Consider the following 15,278-nt stretch of genomic DNA (forward strand, 5'->3'; position numbering starts at 1 on the left):
GGAGGTTTGTAATGGGTAGACTATTAAATTGGTTTCGTGATATGAAAGTAGCAAAAAAACTACTAATTTCATTTTTTGTCATTTTAATTGCGGCTGTCTCTATTATCGGAGGCATGTCTTATCAAACGGCTAAAAAGAATTTTGAATCACAAATTACGAGCAGTGCTCACGACAATATAAAAATATTAGATAATTTAATCAATCAAATGATTGATGCAAAATTTAATGATGTGAATAATTTTGCACGGGTGATTCAAGGTAATATGTATCAAGGGGATAATCAAGATGAATCAAGAAAGATGTTATCTCAATATATCAATTTAAATAAAGATGTTGAACAAGTATACGTTGCTGGGAATGATAAGAAATTTGTGCAAGAACCAAATATACAAATGGCAGCAGACTATGATCCAACAGAACGTTCTTGGTATAAAGATGCAGTCGCAAAACAAGGTGGTATTGTAATTACTGAGCCGTATAAGGCGCAAGGAAATGGACATATTGTCGTAACGATTGCAAAACAAGCAGAAGATAAAAACGGTGTTGTAGCGATAGATTTAAGTTTAGATAATTTATTAAAAACAACAAAGTTAATCAATATTGGTAAAAAAGGGTATGCTTTCATCTTAGATGGAAAACAAAAAATAATTGCACATCCTCAAGAAAAATCAGGAGAAAAAGCAGCTGATTCTTGGGCGAAGAAAATTTATGAAGATAATCATGGCGCTTTTTCATATACGTATGACGGTAGCGAAAAGCAAATGGTATTTGCTACAAATGTAAAAACAGGTTGGAAAATCGGTGGGACGATGTACTCAAATGAAGTAATTGAAGCTGCTCAACCTGTATTTTATAATATGTTAATTGTTATGTTCATTTCATTAGTTATAGGCGGAGCACTTATTTATTTTGTGACACTTTCTATAACGAAGCCATTAAAAAGATTAGTTACTACTTCTAAAGAAATAAGTGAGGGAGATTTAACGCAAACAATCGAAATTCATTCTAATGATGAAATCGGCCAACTTGCAAAAGGATTCAATGAGATGACAGATGCATTGCGAACGTTAATTGGAAGAATTAATACTTCGGCTGGACATGTTGCAGCAGCATCAGAAGAGCTAACGGCAAGTGTAAGACAAGCAAGTGAAGCGACTGAGCAAATTACAATGGCCATGGATGAAATATCGAGCGGGGCAACGACGCAAACGACAAGTGTGGAAAATGGTGCAATGTTACTATTTGATGTAACAGAAGGAATTCAGCATGTAGCAAATAGTTCATCATCAATTAATACAGCTTCTGCTCATACTCGTGAAAAAGCAGAAGATGGCGGAAAACTAGTAGGGAAAACAGTAAATCAAATGCAGTCTATTGCAGAATCTGTTTCGCAATCAGATGAAGTTATACAGTTATTAAATAATAAATCAAAACAAATTGGTGACATACTAGAAGTAATTCAAAATATTGCAGATCAAACAAATCTTCTAGCTTTAAATGCGGCAATTGAAGCTGCAAGAGCAGGAGAGCATGGAAGAGGATTTGCAATCGTTGCAGATGAAGTACGTAAATTGGCAGAGAAGTCTAGCGTATCTTCTAGTGAAATTAGTAAATTAATATGTGAAATACAAGATGACATGAGTAAGACGGTAAAATCTATGGGTCATGTAAATGAAGAAGTTCAATCTGGACTTGTTATTGCGAATGAAACGAAGCAAAACTTTACTGAGATTTTACAATCTACAAATGAAATTGCAGATCAAATTAAAACGATGGTCGAAACGGCTAATGGGATGTCAAAAGGTGCAAATGAAGTATCTATTTCAGTAGGTCAAATTGCAATGACAGCACAGAATAATGCGACGAGTACTCAAAACGTTGCAGCATCAGCAGAAGAACAACTAGCGTCCATTGAGGAGATTAGTTCGGCGGCTGGTACATTATCTCAAATGGCTGAAGAGTTACAAGGGCTAATTGAAAGGTTTAAAGTTTAACAGAGGACAGACTATCTCAAAATAGCAGTATGCTATTGGAGTAGTCTGTTTTTATTATGTAATAAGGAATGAGATAAAGAGTATCTTTATAATATTTAAAGGTATATTTTGTGTTAAATTTGTCGAAAAATAGAGGTATTTCTTAATTTTGTGTATAATTATAATCATATAGAATGCAAATAAAGGAGATTACTATGGGAGTTTATTGGGGTACCAAAAGACATTCTTGGCTTAGTTATGTCTCATTTTGGTTAAGTATTTCATTTTTTATTGTTTTTCTAATTGAAGTGTTTATTTTAAAAACACTTTCGAATAGTTCGGTGCAAATGGTTAAATATTTTTATTTTATACTTGTACCAGTAAATATCTTTCTTAGCTTAAAGTTACTCTTTAAGAAGAATGAAAAGAAAGCATTACCTATTTTTAGTTTCATCGTATCATTATTATTTACAATTTTAATACTAGTATTAGCGTTAGCGGCTACTGGGAAATTCTTTTAAGGAGAGTGTTATAAGTCACTCTTCTTTTTTTGTTGTTACAAGGAAATAATAAGTGGAGGATGGACAAAGAAAGCATTTCATTAAGTTTGATATGATTTCAATACTTTAGAAGAATAGTAAAAAATGAAATAAGAGACGATTCATATAATATTGAAGAGAATCAGGTGTTTTACATACAGTTATGAAGCAAATGAATACGGTAAGAACGGCGATATATGGTACAATACATATGGATAGTGATAGAGATAAAGGGTATATAAAATACTCATCGTTTTTTAGTAAGAGAGGGGTTATCTTATGCTATACGAGGATTTGATGACATTATTTCAAGCTGCTCCGAAAGAAGAAGGTAGAGGCGGCTGGAAATATATAATCCAGGAACGAAATGATAAATATGAAATTGTTGATGAAATGTTGAAAAATCAAATGAGTGTTGAATTGTATTTTAATGAATATGATGAGGTGAAAATCACTTTATATAAAGATGGAATGCCTATTTCTACTATGCAAAGAATTGCGATTTCAAAAGTGGAATTAGACGAAGAGGAAGAAGGGATTCAATTCGTTTTAGAACGTATGCCTAGTCGGATGATTCGCTTGCAATTAAAGCCATATTTAGCACTCGAAATGGGGCCATACTGGGAAGTGTGTGATGATTGTGAATGAACATAAAAGAAGCATCCAATAACATGGATGCTTCTTTTATGTTTTTTGAAGTTGTTTAAAAGCAATAATTGGGAGTAAAATGATGCTGACCCATCCAATTATAGGATATAGAATGTGGAGTAATTCACTGTAACCAATATAACTAAAACAATAACTAATTAGTAAAATAAAGAAAATAATATTGTTACTTTTCCAACCAGTGATGGATTGCATTTGTTTTGTCATTCCGAACACATTGCCAACTAAAGTTGTGAACACTTCACCGAAAATGATAAGAACAAAGAAAAAGTGAAAAGTTGCATTGAATTTTCTTATGACTTCAGCCATTGGGATATTATATTGATAAAATTGATCGACTGATAAGATAGCTAAATGGCTACATAATAAAATTAAAGATAGTCCTGCACCACCTAAAATACCGCCCCATAAAATGGCCTTTCGATCTTTTACTTCACTGGCTAACGGGACGAGAACGCTTTGGGCGAGCGAAAGATTTAAGGCGACATATGTAATAGGGCTAGTAATCCACTTCATATTCCAGCTTTCTGCAGGAATAGTGCTACTAAGAGGAGTTGTACCGTGAAAAAAAGTTGTAATAGCAAGTCCGATAATAAAAATCATCATAATAGGTACGACAAGTGTATTAACTTCAAAAACCCCTTGTAATCCGCGACTACCTATAATGAGACAGGCGATCACTGTAATGAAAATACCGAGTTGTCTTGGTAAACGAAGTTGCTCTTCAAATACCGCTCCAGCTCCTGATAACATTACGCTAGTTACACCAAATAATACGAGTAATAATAGTGTATTTACAACATTTCCAACTACATCTCCAAATAAATATTTGTTAAATTCTTGCGCTGAAAATGCACCGATTTGTGATGAAAGTAACATCATCTTTGTGCCAAGCCAAATAAAAAAAAATCCACTTACACATATACCAATTGTTCCATAAAATCCGTTCACTGTAAAAAATTCAACAATTTCTCGTCCAGTAGCAAATCCAGCTCCAACGACTGTTCCAATATAAGTAGCAGCGACTTTCTTTGCTACTTGCCATTGTTGATTGTCCATGTTATCCCTCTTTCTACTACGATGAGCTTGATTTACTATTATGCATATGTATGAGCTTGGACAATTAGACGTATGAAGTGTTTGAAAGCATACATGAATTAAAAGATATTAGGGAAGTATTAAAGGTGTTAAAACTTTGTTACATATGAGCCAATCTTTCGAAAGGAAAGGAAATGTATGGTAACATGTAACTAGGTTATTAAAAGATAAACATTATGAAATGATAAGAGGAGTGGATTGTATGAGTACGAAAACAAATGTTGTTGAAGTATTAAACAAGCAGGTAGCAAACTGGAATGTGTTATATGTGAAATTACATAATTATCACTGGTATGTGACAGGACCACACTTCTTTACATTACATGAGAAATTTGAAGAGTTTTACAATGAAGCTGGAACAAATATTGATGAATTAGCAGAACGTATTTTAGCTTTGGAAGGTAAACCGCTAGCGACAATGAAAGAATATCTTGCAACATCTAGTGTGAATGAAGGGACAAGCAAGGAATCTGCAGAAGAAATGGTGCAAACATTAGTGAATGATTACTCTGCACTTATTCAAGAATTAAAAGAAGGTATGGAAGTTGCTGGTGAAGCTGGCGATGAAACATCAGCGGACATGTTGTTAGCGATTCATACAACATTAGAACAACATGTATGGATGTTAAGTGCGTTCTTAAAATAAATATAAGTATATAAAGAAAAAAGTCATTGAAAAATTCTTTCAATGACTTTTTTTGTAATTTTTCAGTTTTCTTTTATGCTATAATATAGTAAAAAGGAGGCGATGCGATGTTTCGCTTTTTCAGAACTGGAAAAGAAGAGCGTGAAATAACGAAAGATGAATTAGAACAAGCGATGGCTAAGTTTCTAGAAAAGAATGCTAATATCGTTTATACAGTATTAGTAAATGATGATTATACAGTAAATTATGATTTGTTAAAGCCGTATTTACTTGCATTTCCAACAAATAGTTTTCTTATTACGAAGGAAACACTTGAAGTATTTGAACATACAGAAGAAAATCTAAACCTAGTTAAAGAAATTGATATCGTACAAAAAGCAGTAGATCAATACGTAACAGAAAAAGAAATGTTTCCAATTGTTGAAGGTAGTGAAGATCGCCTAATATGCGGGATGAAATTAGGACCGTATTTAAATCGTATATTAAAAAGAGATTTATATATTTCAGAAAAACATTATTTAGTTTCAAGTAAACCAGACAGAAAAAAACAAAAGAGTGGATAGAGGTATGGAAAACAACAATAAATATATTGTTGTCTTTTTTTGTTTGTTAAAATATTGATTTTTCAGTCTATTTAATTTTATAATAAACTTATTCGACGAAGAAGTGTAATGATTAAGTATTGTTTGTGTGAGTTATATACAGTGATTACAGAATGGTACAAAGGTTTGAAAGATAAATAGGATAAAAGGTTACGGGGGAATTGGGGTATGAAAAATAATACGACTTACATTCAATTATTAAATGAAACGTTACATCGTTACGCAAATAAAGGGAGTTTGGAAGCGTACACTTATATAATGGAGCATGCGAAAGGCATAGTGGGAAATGAGGCGCAAATATATAATTTCAAATATGCACTAGCGGGTGCAGCAGGACTTGAAGAAGAAGCGATGCATGTAATGAAGGAAGCCATTATAGAAAAGGGTTTTTGGTATGGAAATGAATATTTAATGACCGACGACGATTTAAAACCACTACATAAATTTGAAGAGTTTCATAAAATGGTTCAATTATGTAAAGAAAGAGAAGGATTAGCAAAGAAAACAGAACGAGCAGACGTGAAATGTATTGAAGGTAAGAAAAAAGAAAAACTATTTATTGCAATGCACGGAGATCAAGAAAATATAGGAATAGTAGAACCATATTGGAAATCTGTTTTGGATCAAGATTATACGTTGGCTTTACCACAATCTTCGCAAATTCAGTTTTCAGATGGATTTGTTTGGGATGATATACATAGAGGGAAAGAGGAATTAAAAGAGCATTACGTTACGGTTACAGAAAATCATACAGTAGAAAATGTAATAATTGGTGGTTTTTCTGCTGGCGCAAGAGTAGCTTTGAATACGATTTTACAAAAAGATATAGAGGTAGATGGTTTTATTTTCGTAGCGCCGTGGCTTCCAGAGATTGAAGAATGGAATGAGTTGTTGGAAGTGCTACAAGATAAAAATATAAAGGGGTATATAGTGTGCGGGGATCAAGATGAAGATTGTTTCGAATGTACGCAGCAATTTGTACGATTATTAAGAGATAAGAATATAGAACATAAGTATAAAGTTGTGCCTAATTTAAACCATGATTATCCTGAGGATTTTGAAGAGCTATTAAAAGAAGCTATTGCATATATAAACAACAAAAGTAATAAGTAGTAAGAAAGGGAGATGCATCATATTTGATGTATCTCCCTTTTATCATTATAAATGAAAAGCATTTGCTAGTAAGCGATAAGAATTCAATTTATCTTCAAATCGATGAGTAATTGTAACAATCATAAATTCGTCAGTATTGTACGCTTTGCTTAAGTTTACGATTTGTTCTTTCACAGAAGATGGATCACCGACGATCATACGTTGACGATTTTCTTTTATACGGAATAGATCATAAGCGCTGTATGAATAGTTTTGTGCAGTTTCGATAGAAGGAGTACCAGTTGTACGCTTTCCTTGTTCTAGTAATAAGATTGATAAATCTAAACTAGAAGCAATTTTTTCCGCCTCTTCATTCGTTTCTCCGCAAATAACAAAAATAGATACGATTGATTTTGGTTTGTCTCCTAAATAGGAAGGTTGGAATTGTTCCTGATAAGCCTTCATTACTTCAGGGCCACCGTATCCGTTAATAAACTGTGCGAATGCAAAAGAAGCACCTTGTTTTGCAGCAATCATAGCACTCTCTCCGCTAGAACCGAGCAACCACATCTCAGGAGATGTTGGAATCACAGGGGTAGCCTTTAAATTTGCATAATGATGGTTTTCTGGTACTTGATCATGTAAGTACATTGCAACATCTGCAATTTGTTCTGGATATTGATCCAGTGAGACCATTTTTCCTTCTTGTAGTGCGCGAGTTGCAATTGGCATACCACCAGGTGCTCTGCCGACACCAAGGTCAATACGATTTGGATAAAGAGCTTCTAAAACGCGGAAATTCTCGGCAACTTTATACGGGCTATAGTGCGGTAACATAACACCACCTGAACCAACTCTCATACGATCTGTTTTTGCTGCAATATGAGAAATAAGTATTTCAGGACTTGAACCAGCAAGGCTGACGGAATTATGATGCTCAGATACCCAAAAGCGTGTGAATCCTAGTTTTTCAACTTCTTGTGCAAGTGTAACTGTATGAGAAAAAGCCTGGGCTGCTGTACTACCATCTGAAATAGGTGATTGGTCTAATACACTTAATTTGATCATAGAATATACCTCTCAATCTTAATGTACATCCTATTATATATTTACTTACGAAAAATGCGTAATAAAATGCTCAAAATAAAAAGTGGATACATCCTATATTTACTACTAACGAGAAAAGCCCCGTTCATAATGATTCATTTCGACTAATTCTAAAATATATTCATAGTTATCAATCTCAAGATTTAATTGTTCACGCTCTTTTTTAGATAGATGCTTACTACTAAGTTTATTGCATAGTTGTTGTTTCTTTCCTTCTAAATACTTCTTTGTATCGTGGTAGTCGTAAGTTCGCTTCATTTTCAACCACTCCTTTTTTGCAGTTGCTATATTATACGAAGCGTGAAGATATGTGAGAGCTATCTCTTATGTACTTTTAGTGAATATTCCACTTGCTATGTTGTTATGTTTATAGGAATTTATGAATAAAATGCACTAAACCACTAATGCCCATAAAAGCCCGATTGGTTCAACTAATAATCAGTAGGGGAAGAGCCCCCACTGATTATAGTTTCACTTTATGAAGTAAGGGGTGGAATTGTGCAGAAAGATATAATGTATAACACTGAGATGGATGAAGTGTTGAAAGTTATAAATAAAGGATTAAATAAGACGACGCGCCCGAAGCAAATTATTGTAGTAGGCGCAGGTATGGCTGGATTAGTTTCGGGATCTTTATTAAAAGCTGCAGGACATGAAGTAAAGATTTTTGAAGCAAACAACCGGGTAGGTGGCCGTATAGAGACGGTTAGAATGGAAGATACCGGATTATATTTGGATGTAGGGGCAATGAGAATTCCATATTCGCACACATTAACGATGGCGTATATAAGAAAATTTAGGCTACAGGTAAGCCCTTTTATTAATAGGAATGAGACGGATATTATTTATGTAAATGGCCGGAAAACGACATTAAAACAATATGAAAAAGACCCAAGTATATTAAAGTATCCTGTGGAAATGAATGAAGTCGGGAAAACGTCTGAGGAGCTATTATTGTTAGCGGTACAGCCAATTATAAATTTTATAAAAAAGAACCCAGAGAAAAATTGGGATATTGTAGTAAAGGATTTTGGGAGATACTCTACAGGTCAATTTTTAAAGTATCATCCTTATCAATATAATACTTACTTTTCGCCAGTAACAATTGAGATGATCGGTGTTTTATTAGATTTAGAAGGTTTTTTGGAAAGGTCATTTGTAGAGACGTTACGTTTTTTATATATTATGCAAGAGGAGAGTGGATTTTGTGAAATTGTAGGCGGGAATGATAGATTACCAAAGTCCTTTTTACCACAATTAGAAGAAAATATTATTTATAATCAAAAATTAATGAAGCTACATCAGCATGATAACGGTGTGACAGCTTTTTATCGAAACGAGGAAACCTTTGAATATAGTAGTATTACAGGGGATTTAGTTATTATTACAATTCCATTTTCGACAATGCGCTTTGTGGAAGTAGATCCATTTGATTCTATATCTCATGAAAAATGGAAAGCAATTCGTGAATTGCATTATATGCCGGCAACAAAAATAGGAATTCAATTTAAAAGTCGATTTTGGGAAGAACAAGGACAATTAGGTGGCAGGATTATAACGGATTTGCCAATTCGTTATGCCTATTATCCAAGTCACGGAATTGGAGAGAAAGGACCTGCTATGATGTTAGGCAGCTATACATGGTCTTATGATGCGTTGTTATGGGATGGATTATCAAAGGGAGACCGTATTTATTACGCATTACACAACTTGGCAACGATATTAGGTGGTCAAGTATATGATGAATTCATGTCTGGAATATCAAAAAGTTGGACATTGGATCCATATGCACTTGGAGGATTTGCGCTATTCCAGGCAGGTCAAGAATCCGAACTACAACCAGCAATTATAAAACCAGAGGGGAGATTATACTTTGCAGGTGATCATACAACGTTATATCACGGATGGATACAAGGTGCAATTGAATCGGGCGTCCGTGTTGCGGTAGAGGTGAATGATTAAAATGTATAAAATTCAGAAATTTCTTTACTGTATAGTTTGAGATGGATATTATTATATATAAAAGAATTAAAAGGAGTGTTGAAAGTGAATCCGTTATTATTCGATTTTCCTTCTGAATTTTATACTGAAAGGCTATTTATTCGAATGCCGAAACCAGGTGACGGTAAAGCTGTATACGATGCAATTGGAGCTTCTATGCAAGAATTAAAACCATGGATGGTTTTTGCACAAAAGGAGCAAACAGAGGAAGAAGTAGAAGTGAGTATTAGAAAATCGCATATTCAATTTTTGCAGCGTGAGGATTTAAGATTACTAGTTTTTTCGAAAGAAACAGGTGAATTTATTGCATCCGCTGGATTACATCGTATTAATTGGGATATACCTCAATTTGAAATTGGGTATTGGATTGATTCAAGGTTTAGTGGAAAAGGCTATATGATAGAGGCTGCAAAGGGGATAACGGATTATGCTTTTTCTGAGCTAAAAGCAAATCGCGTAGAAATTCGATGTGATTCTTTAAATAAGAAGAGTAGGGCTATACCTGAGAAATTAGGCTTTAAGTTAGAGGGTACATTGGAAAGTGCGAGTGTAGCGGTAGATGGAAATGGATTAAGGGATATGTGTGTATTTGCCATGACTAGAAATACATATGAAAAAGAAGAGCTGTAAAGAAACAGCTCTTCTTTTTGTGTATTATGGTACAGGATGTCCATTAGAGCTTTCGAAAATTGTAAACCATTGTTGACGATCTAAATTGACTTTTGTAGAAAGGGCGGCTGTTTTAACACGATCTAATTTACCAGATCCAACGATTGGCATCATATTAGCTGGATGAGCAAGTAGCCATGCATACATAACTGTATCGATGCTAGTAACACCTAGTTCAGTAGCAACCTTCTGTAAAGTTTCACGTACACGTACGGCACGTTCTGATTGACCAGTAAAGATTTCTCCACCAGCAAGAGGCGACCAAATCATAGGATTGATTCGTTTTTCTTGGCATAAATCAATTGTTCCTTTTTCGAAATGCTCAAGATGCATCGCAGATACTTCAATTTGATTTGTAAGGAGCGGGAAATCTAAATAGGAACTTAACATATTAAATTGTGAAGGTAAAAAGTTAGATACACCGAAGTGGCGGACTTTGCCTTCTTGTTTTAAACGCGAGAACGCTTCTGCTACTTCATTTGGATCCATAAATGAATCAGGGCGATGAATGAGCAATACATCAATATAATCTGTATGTAAGTTTTGTAATGAGTCTTCCGCGCTTTTTATTATATGTTTAGCACTCGTATTGTAGTGAGCAACATATCGCTCTGGAAATTTCGGTGATGGGGGAGCGATTCCACATTTTGTGACAATTTGCATGTCTTCGCGTAAGGAAGGCTTGAGTTGTAATGCTTCGCCAAATAATCCTTCACACGTATAGCCACCATAAATATCAGCGTGATCGAAAGTAGTAATTCCCATCTCCATACAAGCTTCAATGAAAGAAAGTAACTCTTGCTTTGTCATATTCCATTCTGCTAAACGCCAAAAACCTTGAATAATACGAGAAAATTCTAGTGTTTCGGCCATTTGAACTCGTTCCATTATAAGTACCCCCTTGAGGAATAAATAATTTTTTGAAAAGGCTTTCTTACTATGTATTATTATATAGTTACAGTGTCGTACATACAATAAATATGTTTTGCTACAAAAACGATTTTCTCTGTATGCTATAATGTAGAAACATATAGCTATAAGGAGATGTAATGGATGATTCCAGTAACAATATTAACGGGTTTTCTAGGGTCAGGGAAAACGACATTATTAAATCGCATTTTATCAGAGAATCACGGTCAGAAATTAGCAGTGATTGTAAATGAAATAGGGCAAATTGGTATTGATAATCAGTTGATTATGAATGTCGAAGAAGAGATTATGGAAATGACGAATGGGTGTTTATGTTGTACTGTACGTGAAGATTTACTCGTCGCTTTAAAACAATTACTGGACGTAAAAGCAGAAGGGAAAATGGATTTTGATGGATTAGTAATTGAAACGACTGGTCTTGCAAATCCAGGTCCGATTATTCAAACATTCTTTTTAGATCCTGTTATTCAATCCGCATACCAAATTAACGGTGTTGTAACAGTAGTAGATAGTTATCATATACATAAACATTTTGAAAAAGGACTAGAAGCAAAGGAACAAATTGCATTTGCTGATGTCGTTTTAGTAAATAAATTAGATTTAGTGGATGAAAGTGAAAAGGAAAATCTCTTGCAGGAACTGCAAGGTATAAATCCAACTGCAAAGTTAATCGAGGCGACTAACTGTGATGTGGATATTCAATCGTTACTACAAATTCAGACGTTTAAAACGAAAGATACGTTACAAATTTATCCTCATACAGAGCATAATCATCTAGAAGGTGTAAAGTCGTTTGTACTACGTGAAGAACGTCCGTTAGATTTACAAAAACTAAATGAATGGATGTCAGCTGTCGTTCAAGAACTAGGTGAATATTTATATCGCTACAAAGGAATTTTATCGATTGATGGAGTAGATAAACGGATCGTTTTCCAAGGTGTGCATACACTGTTTGCTGCATCATACGATAGAGAGTGGCAAGAGGGCGAAGAACGAGTAAGTGAAGTCGTGTTTATCGGAAAAGATATTAACAAAGAATGGTTCCAAGAACATTTCGAGGAGTGTGTGAAATAAGTCTGCTTATATTGCAGGCTTATTTTTTATGCTTAACTAAGTACTTTGTGGAAAAATGCTAGATTGCAAAAAATGAAGGATAATAAAAAGCCTGTTTTCACAGGCTTGTATGTTCATCTAATAGTAACTCCATTACAACACCTACAACTGGGCCTTCGTCATCAATATCGCCATTTAAGCGGAAGCCAAATGACTCGTATAATCCCATTGCGAGTTTGTTGTCTGGATGTAAACTTAAATAAATTATTTTACATTCAAATTTATCTTGTAAGAATTGAATGAGTATGCGAAGGAAACGTTTTGCATATCCTTTTCCTTGATATTGCTCGTCAATCATAAAGCGATCTAACCATACGCTTTTACGTTTTTCCCAATACCATCCGTACATTGCATATCCTACAAGTGTTTCTCCATCATATAAACCTACTGACGTTCCGTTTCCTTCAAATAATGATTCTGCTAGAGAAAACGCATTGCTTTCAATAAATTGCTGCTGGTCTTTTGCGACGTTTAAAGCAGCTACCGAACGCCAATTTTTTTCTGTTACTTCACAAATGTGAAGAGTCATAATTCCAACTCACCTTCTAAATTAATATAGCATAAAAGCTAATATGGATAATTTTACTTGTTATTTTGGTCAAGTCAAGTAAAGACAAAAAAAGAAGCTGAATGACATATTCAGCTTCTTTTAAAAAATTGATTAGTTAGTAGCTTCTTTCAATGTGTTTACGTTTTCTTCCATTAAAGTGAAGTAATCTTTATTGTTCTTCGCATCATCTTCAGAAATAGTAGCAAGATGATTTAAGCGTAAAATTTTTGTACCCGTTTCTTTTTGAATGACAGATGCTACTTTTGGAGTAGAGAAAGTTTCAAATAAAATATATTGTAGATTATGTTCTTTTACTGTTTTTGTAATGTCAGCAAGCTGTTTTTGAGATGGTTCATCAGAAGCTGAAATCCCCGCGATAGCAATTTGTTTTAGGCCATAGCGTTGTTCCCAGTAACCATAAGCCGCATGAGAAACTAAAATATCTTTCGTTTTTGCATTCGCAACAGCTGCTTTAAATTGATCATCTAGATCAGTAAATTTTGTTTGAAGTGCTGCGAAGTTTTTTTCGAACTCTTGCTTATGGTCAGGTTGTAAGTCTACAAGTGCATTTTTAATTTTTTCTGCCTGTTTCATTGCTAAAGTAGGATCTAACCAAATGTGCGGGTCTTTATCGTGATGATGTTCATCCTCTTTATGGCCGTCTCCGTGATCATGATGCTCTTCTTCTGTAGAAGTACGCAGTTCAATACCTTTTGATGCATTTACAATTTTAACATTTTCTTTTTGCAATGCTTTTTCCATTTTTTCAGCAAATGGTTCTAATTCAGCACCGTTATAAACGAATAAATCGGCTTTTGCAACTTGTACGGTTTGTTTTTGACTTGGTTCGAATGTATGAGAATCTGCACCAGGCGGGTAAATCGCTTCAACAGTTACATAGTCGCCACCAATTTTTTTTGCGAAATCAGCAAGAGGAAAAATAGTTGTATAAACAGTTAGTTTTCCATCTTTCTTGGCCTTACCTTCTTTTTTATTTGAGCAGCCAGTAAAAATTAAAGTGAAAATAAGTAAGAATGAAAATATAGTCAATCTTTTAGGCATGAAGTTCTCCTCTTTTCTTTTTTACGGATATATTTTCCCCAATTATAGAAGAAAAATATCATTTTAATACAAAACGGAATAATTACGTTTTAGTTTGCGAACTTAGTATAATACATCTTTTATAAAGTTGCAATAAATAATAATCATTCCGATTTGATTTTGTTATAAAGTTGTCAAATATAGAGGTGTTATTTTTGCGAATACATGCATATGTGACAACGCTGTGTTCATATATATGAAAGGAGGGTGTAGAGGGGGATGAGTGTTTGGGTTACTTAATGGAAGCTATTTTATTGATATTAGCGGTAGTATTCCCATTAGCCTTAGTCTTAATTTTTTTAAGAAGATTAATAAGTAATTTAGGAGATGCATCAACAGTCACAAAATTACGAGAGAACGATGAGAAAAAAGAGTGAGTAAAGCACTATGCGTACGCATAGTGCTTTACTTGTGGTAAAATGAGAGAAGGAAACTCCTAAAAGTTGTATTTTACTGAAGGAGAGAAAAGTAAAATAAGAGGTATATGCATATATGAATAAGCGAACAGCGTTAGTACTTGGTGCAAGTGGTTTAGTTGGACAAGAGATAACGCGTCTATTACTTGAATCAGATTACTACGATTCGGTTACTATTTTTGTAAGAGAACCAATACAATGGCAACATGAAAAGTTACAGCAAAAGCAAGTAGATTTTTCAATGTTAGAGGAATATAAAGAGTTTTTTGCTGTAGATGATGTATTTAGTTGTCTAGGAACAACGATCAAAAAAGCAAAAACAAAGGCAAATTTCAAAAAGGTAGATTATGAATATACGTTAAGAGCTGCTTGTTTAGCTGAAAAACAAGGGGTGCAAAATTTCTTAGTTGTGTCCTCGATGGGAGCAAATCCTAAATCATTTTTCTTTTATTCGCAAGTTAAAGGGAAAATGGAAGAGGAATTACAAAAACTAGTTATTGGTGGTATTCACATTTTTAGGCCGTCATTATTAGTAGGAAATCGACAAGAATTTCGTTTTGGAGAACGAATGGCTGAAAAGTTATCTCGTATGATTCCATTTATATTTAAAGGGGCTTTCAAAAAGTATAAACCAATTTCAGCGAAAGATGTGGCGAAAGGGATGTATATCACTGCATTGCGAGAAGAAACGGGTATCTATTTTTATAACTCAAATGAAATTACAACGATAGAATAACAAACGAGAAGAATGATATGTACTAGTCCATACTTTTTG

At 34.1% G+C, this 15,278-nt stretch carries 17 protein-coding genes; 11 read left to right on the forward strand and 6 right to left on the reverse strand.

Features of this window, described 5'->3' with window-relative positions; all coding sequences use genetic code 11:
- The first annotated feature begins 11 nt into the window (after window positions 1–11).
- From MHB74_RS10055 to MHB74_RS10065, 3 genes are all read left to right on the forward strand, one after another.
- Window positions 12–1,994 (forward strand): HAMP domain-containing methyl-accepting chemotaxis protein, encoded by a 1,983-nt coding sequence (locus MHB74_RS10055; RefSeq protein WP_061676462.1) that lies wholly within the window; start codon window positions 12–14, stop codon window positions 1,992–1,994.
- A gap of 194 nt (window positions 1,995–2,188) precedes the next feature.
- On the forward strand, window positions 2,189–2,494 hold the full coding sequence (locus MHB74_RS10060) for a hypothetical protein (protein WP_061676461.1): 306 nt from the start codon (window positions 2,189–2,191) through the stop codon (window positions 2,492–2,494).
- A 297-nt stretch (window positions 2,495–2,791) separates the two neighbouring features.
- Window positions 2,792–3,160, forward strand: a complete 369-nt coding sequence (locus MHB74_RS10065; RefSeq protein ID WP_061676460.1) for a DUF3979 family protein — start codon at window positions 2,792–2,794, stop codon at window positions 3,158–3,160.
- Window positions 3,161–3,196: 36 nt separating this feature from the next.
- Here the strand turns inward: MHB74_RS10065 and MHB74_RS10070 are convergent, their stop codons facing one another.
- The gene (locus MHB74_RS10070) at window positions 3,197–4,237 is read right to left on the reverse strand and encodes a YkvI family membrane protein (protein ID WP_061676459.1); all 1,041 of its coding nucleotides are present in this window, start codon (window positions 4,235–4,237) and stop codon (window positions 3,197–3,199) included.
- Between the two features lie 241 nt (window positions 4,238–4,478).
- On the opposite strand from MHB74_RS10070, the gene MHB74_RS10075 reads away from it, so the two are divergent.
- The 3 genes from MHB74_RS10075 (at window position 4,479) to MHB74_RS10085 (ending at window position 6,637) form a co-directional block, all read left to right on the forward strand.
- Window positions 4,479–4,922 (forward strand): Dps family protein, encoded by a 444-nt coding sequence (locus MHB74_RS10075; protein ID WP_000105194.1) that lies wholly within the window; start codon window positions 4,479–4,481, stop codon window positions 4,920–4,922.
- 107 nt (window positions 4,923–5,029) lie between these two features.
- Complete coding sequence (locus tag MHB74_RS10080) at window positions 5,030–5,485, forward strand: DUF3939 domain-containing protein (RefSeq protein WP_048543159.1); 456 nt, start codon at window positions 5,030–5,032, stop codon at window positions 5,483–5,485.
- A gap of 207 nt (window positions 5,486–5,692) precedes the next feature.
- A complete protein-coding gene (locus MHB74_RS10085) occupies window positions 5,693–6,637 on the forward strand; it encodes an alpha/beta hydrolase (RefSeq protein ID WP_061676458.1) in 945 nt (314 codons plus the stop codon).
- Window positions 6,638–6,682: 45 nt separating this feature from the next.
- On the opposite strand, the gene MHB74_RS10090 is transcribed toward MHB74_RS10085, so the two are convergent.
- A complete protein-coding gene (locus MHB74_RS10090) occupies window positions 6,683–7,684 on the reverse strand; it encodes an LLM class flavin-dependent oxidoreductase (RefSeq protein ID WP_061676457.1) in 1,002 nt (333 codons plus the stop codon).
- Between the two features lie 105 nt (window positions 7,685–7,789).
- Window positions 7,790–7,981 (reverse strand): DUF3896 family protein, encoded by a 192-nt coding sequence (locus tag MHB74_RS10095; protein WP_061676456.1) that lies wholly within the window; start codon window positions 7,979–7,981, stop codon window positions 7,790–7,792.
- A gap of 240 nt (window positions 7,982–8,221) precedes the next feature.
- Here MHB74_RS10095 and MHB74_RS10100 point away from each other — a divergent pair, with 240 nt between their 5' ends.
- Both MHB74_RS10100 and MHB74_RS10105 read left to right on the forward strand, forming a co-directional pair.
- Complete coding sequence (locus tag MHB74_RS10100) at window positions 8,222–9,685, forward strand: flavin monoamine oxidase family protein (protein WP_061676455.1); 1,464 nt, start codon at window positions 8,222–8,224, stop codon at window positions 9,683–9,685.
- An 84-nt stretch (window positions 9,686–9,769) separates the two neighbouring features.
- Window positions 9,770–10,354 carry a GNAT family N-acetyltransferase gene (locus MHB74_RS10105; protein WP_061676454.1) on the forward strand — a complete coding sequence of 195 codons (585 nt, stop codon included), beginning with the start codon at window positions 9,770–9,772 and terminating at the stop codon, window positions 10,352–10,354.
- A gap of 24 nt (window positions 10,355–10,378) precedes the next feature.
- On the opposite strand, the gene MHB74_RS10110 is transcribed toward MHB74_RS10105, so the two are convergent.
- On the reverse strand, window positions 10,379–11,281 hold the full coding sequence (locus MHB74_RS10110; protein WP_061676453.1) for an aldo/keto reductase: 903 nt from the start codon (window positions 11,279–11,281) through the stop codon (window positions 10,379–10,381).
- A 165-nt stretch (window positions 11,282–11,446) separates the two neighbouring features.
- Here MHB74_RS10110 and MHB74_RS10115 point away from each other — a divergent pair, with 165 nt between their 5' ends.
- The gene (locus MHB74_RS10115; RefSeq protein WP_000613441.1) at window positions 11,447–12,397 is read left to right on the forward strand and encodes a CobW family GTP-binding protein; all 951 of its coding nucleotides are present in this window, start codon (window positions 11,447–11,449) and stop codon (window positions 12,395–12,397) included.
- 97 nt (window positions 12,398–12,494) lie between these two features.
- On the opposite strand, the gene MHB74_RS10120 is transcribed toward MHB74_RS10115, so the two are convergent.
- Together MHB74_RS10120 and MHB74_RS10125 are read right to left on the reverse strand one after the other, a co-directional pair.
- Complete coding sequence (locus MHB74_RS10120; protein WP_000172418.1) at window positions 12,495–12,965, reverse strand: GNAT family N-acetyltransferase; 471 nt, start codon at window positions 12,963–12,965, stop codon at window positions 12,495–12,497.
- Window positions 12,966–13,097: 132 nt separating this feature from the next.
- Window positions 13,098–14,048 carry a metal ABC transporter substrate-binding protein gene (locus MHB74_RS10125; protein WP_061676452.1) on the reverse strand — a complete coding sequence of 317 codons (951 nt, stop codon included), beginning with the start codon at window positions 14,046–14,048 and terminating at the stop codon, window positions 13,098–13,100.
- A 266-nt stretch (window positions 14,049–14,314) separates the two neighbouring features.
- Between MHB74_RS10125 and MHB74_RS10130 the strand changes: the two genes are divergently transcribed.
- Both MHB74_RS10130 and MHB74_RS10135 read left to right on the forward strand, forming a co-directional pair.
- A complete protein-coding gene (locus MHB74_RS10130; RefSeq protein WP_168216100.1) occupies window positions 14,315–14,464 on the forward strand; it encodes a hypothetical protein in 150 nt (49 codons plus the stop codon).
- A 115-nt stretch (window positions 14,465–14,579) separates the two neighbouring features.
- A complete protein-coding gene (locus MHB74_RS10135; RefSeq protein WP_061676451.1) occupies window positions 14,580–15,239 on the forward strand; it encodes an oxidoreductase in 660 nt (219 codons plus the stop codon).
- Window positions 15,240–15,278: the final 39 nt, after the last annotated feature.

The sequence above is a fragment of the Bacillus sp. FSL K6-0069 genome (assembly GCF_038007785.1).
Lineage (GTDB): Bacteria > Bacillota > Bacilli > Bacillales > Bacillaceae_G > Bacillus_A > Bacillus_A mobilis.

Excerpts from the sequence above, each read along its gene's own strand:
- MHB74_RS10055 (WP_061676462.1), top strand. The coding sequence starts at position 12 with ATGGGTAGACTATTAAATTGGTTTCGTGATATGAAAGTAGCAAAAAAA.
- MHB74_RS10060 (WP_061676461.1), top strand. The coding sequence starts at position 2,189 with ATGGGAGTTTATTGGGGTACCAAAAGACATTCTTGGCTTAGTTATGTC.
- MHB74_RS10065 (WP_061676460.1), top strand. The coding sequence starts at position 2,792 with ATGCTATACGAGGATTTGATGACATTATTTCAAGCTGCTCCGAAAGAA.
- MHB74_RS10070 (WP_061676459.1), bottom strand. The coding sequence starts at position 4,237 with ATGGACAATCAACAATGGCAAGTAGCAAAGAAAGTCGCTGCTACTTAT.
- MHB74_RS10075 (WP_000105194.1), top strand. The coding sequence starts at position 4,479 with ATGAGTACGAAAACAAATGTTGTTGAAGTATTAAACAAGCAGGTAGCA.
- MHB74_RS10080 (WP_048543159.1), top strand. The coding sequence starts at position 5,030 with ATGTTTCGCTTTTTCAGAACTGGAAAAGAAGAGCGTGAAATAACGAAA.
- MHB74_RS10085 (WP_061676458.1), top strand. The coding sequence starts at position 5,693 with ATGAAAAATAATACGACTTACATTCAATTATTAAATGAAACGTTACAT.
- MHB74_RS10090 (WP_061676457.1), bottom strand. The coding sequence starts at position 7,684 with ATGATCAAATTAAGTGTATTAGACCAATCACCTATTTCAGATGGTAGT.
- MHB74_RS10095 (WP_061676456.1), bottom strand. The coding sequence starts at position 7,981 with ATGAAGCGAACTTACGACTACCACGATACAAAGAAGTATTTAGAAGGA.
- MHB74_RS10110 (WP_061676453.1), bottom strand. The coding sequence starts at position 11,281 with ATGGAACGAGTTCAAATGGCCGAAACACTAGAATTTTCTCGTATTATT.
- MHB74_RS10115 (WP_000613441.1), top strand. The coding sequence starts at position 11,447 with ATGATTCCAGTAACAATATTAACGGGTTTTCTAGGGTCAGGGAAAACG.
- MHB74_RS10120 (WP_000172418.1), bottom strand. The coding sequence starts at position 12,965 with ATGACTCTTCACATTTGTGAAGTAACAGAAAAAAATTGGCGTTCGGTA.
- MHB74_RS10125 (WP_061676452.1), bottom strand. The coding sequence starts at position 14,048 with ATGCCTAAAAGATTGACTATATTTTCATTCTTACTTATTTTCACTTTA.
- MHB74_RS10135 (WP_061676451.1), top strand. The coding sequence starts at position 14,580 with ATGAATAAGCGAACAGCGTTAGTACTTGGTGCAAGTGGTTTAGTTGGA.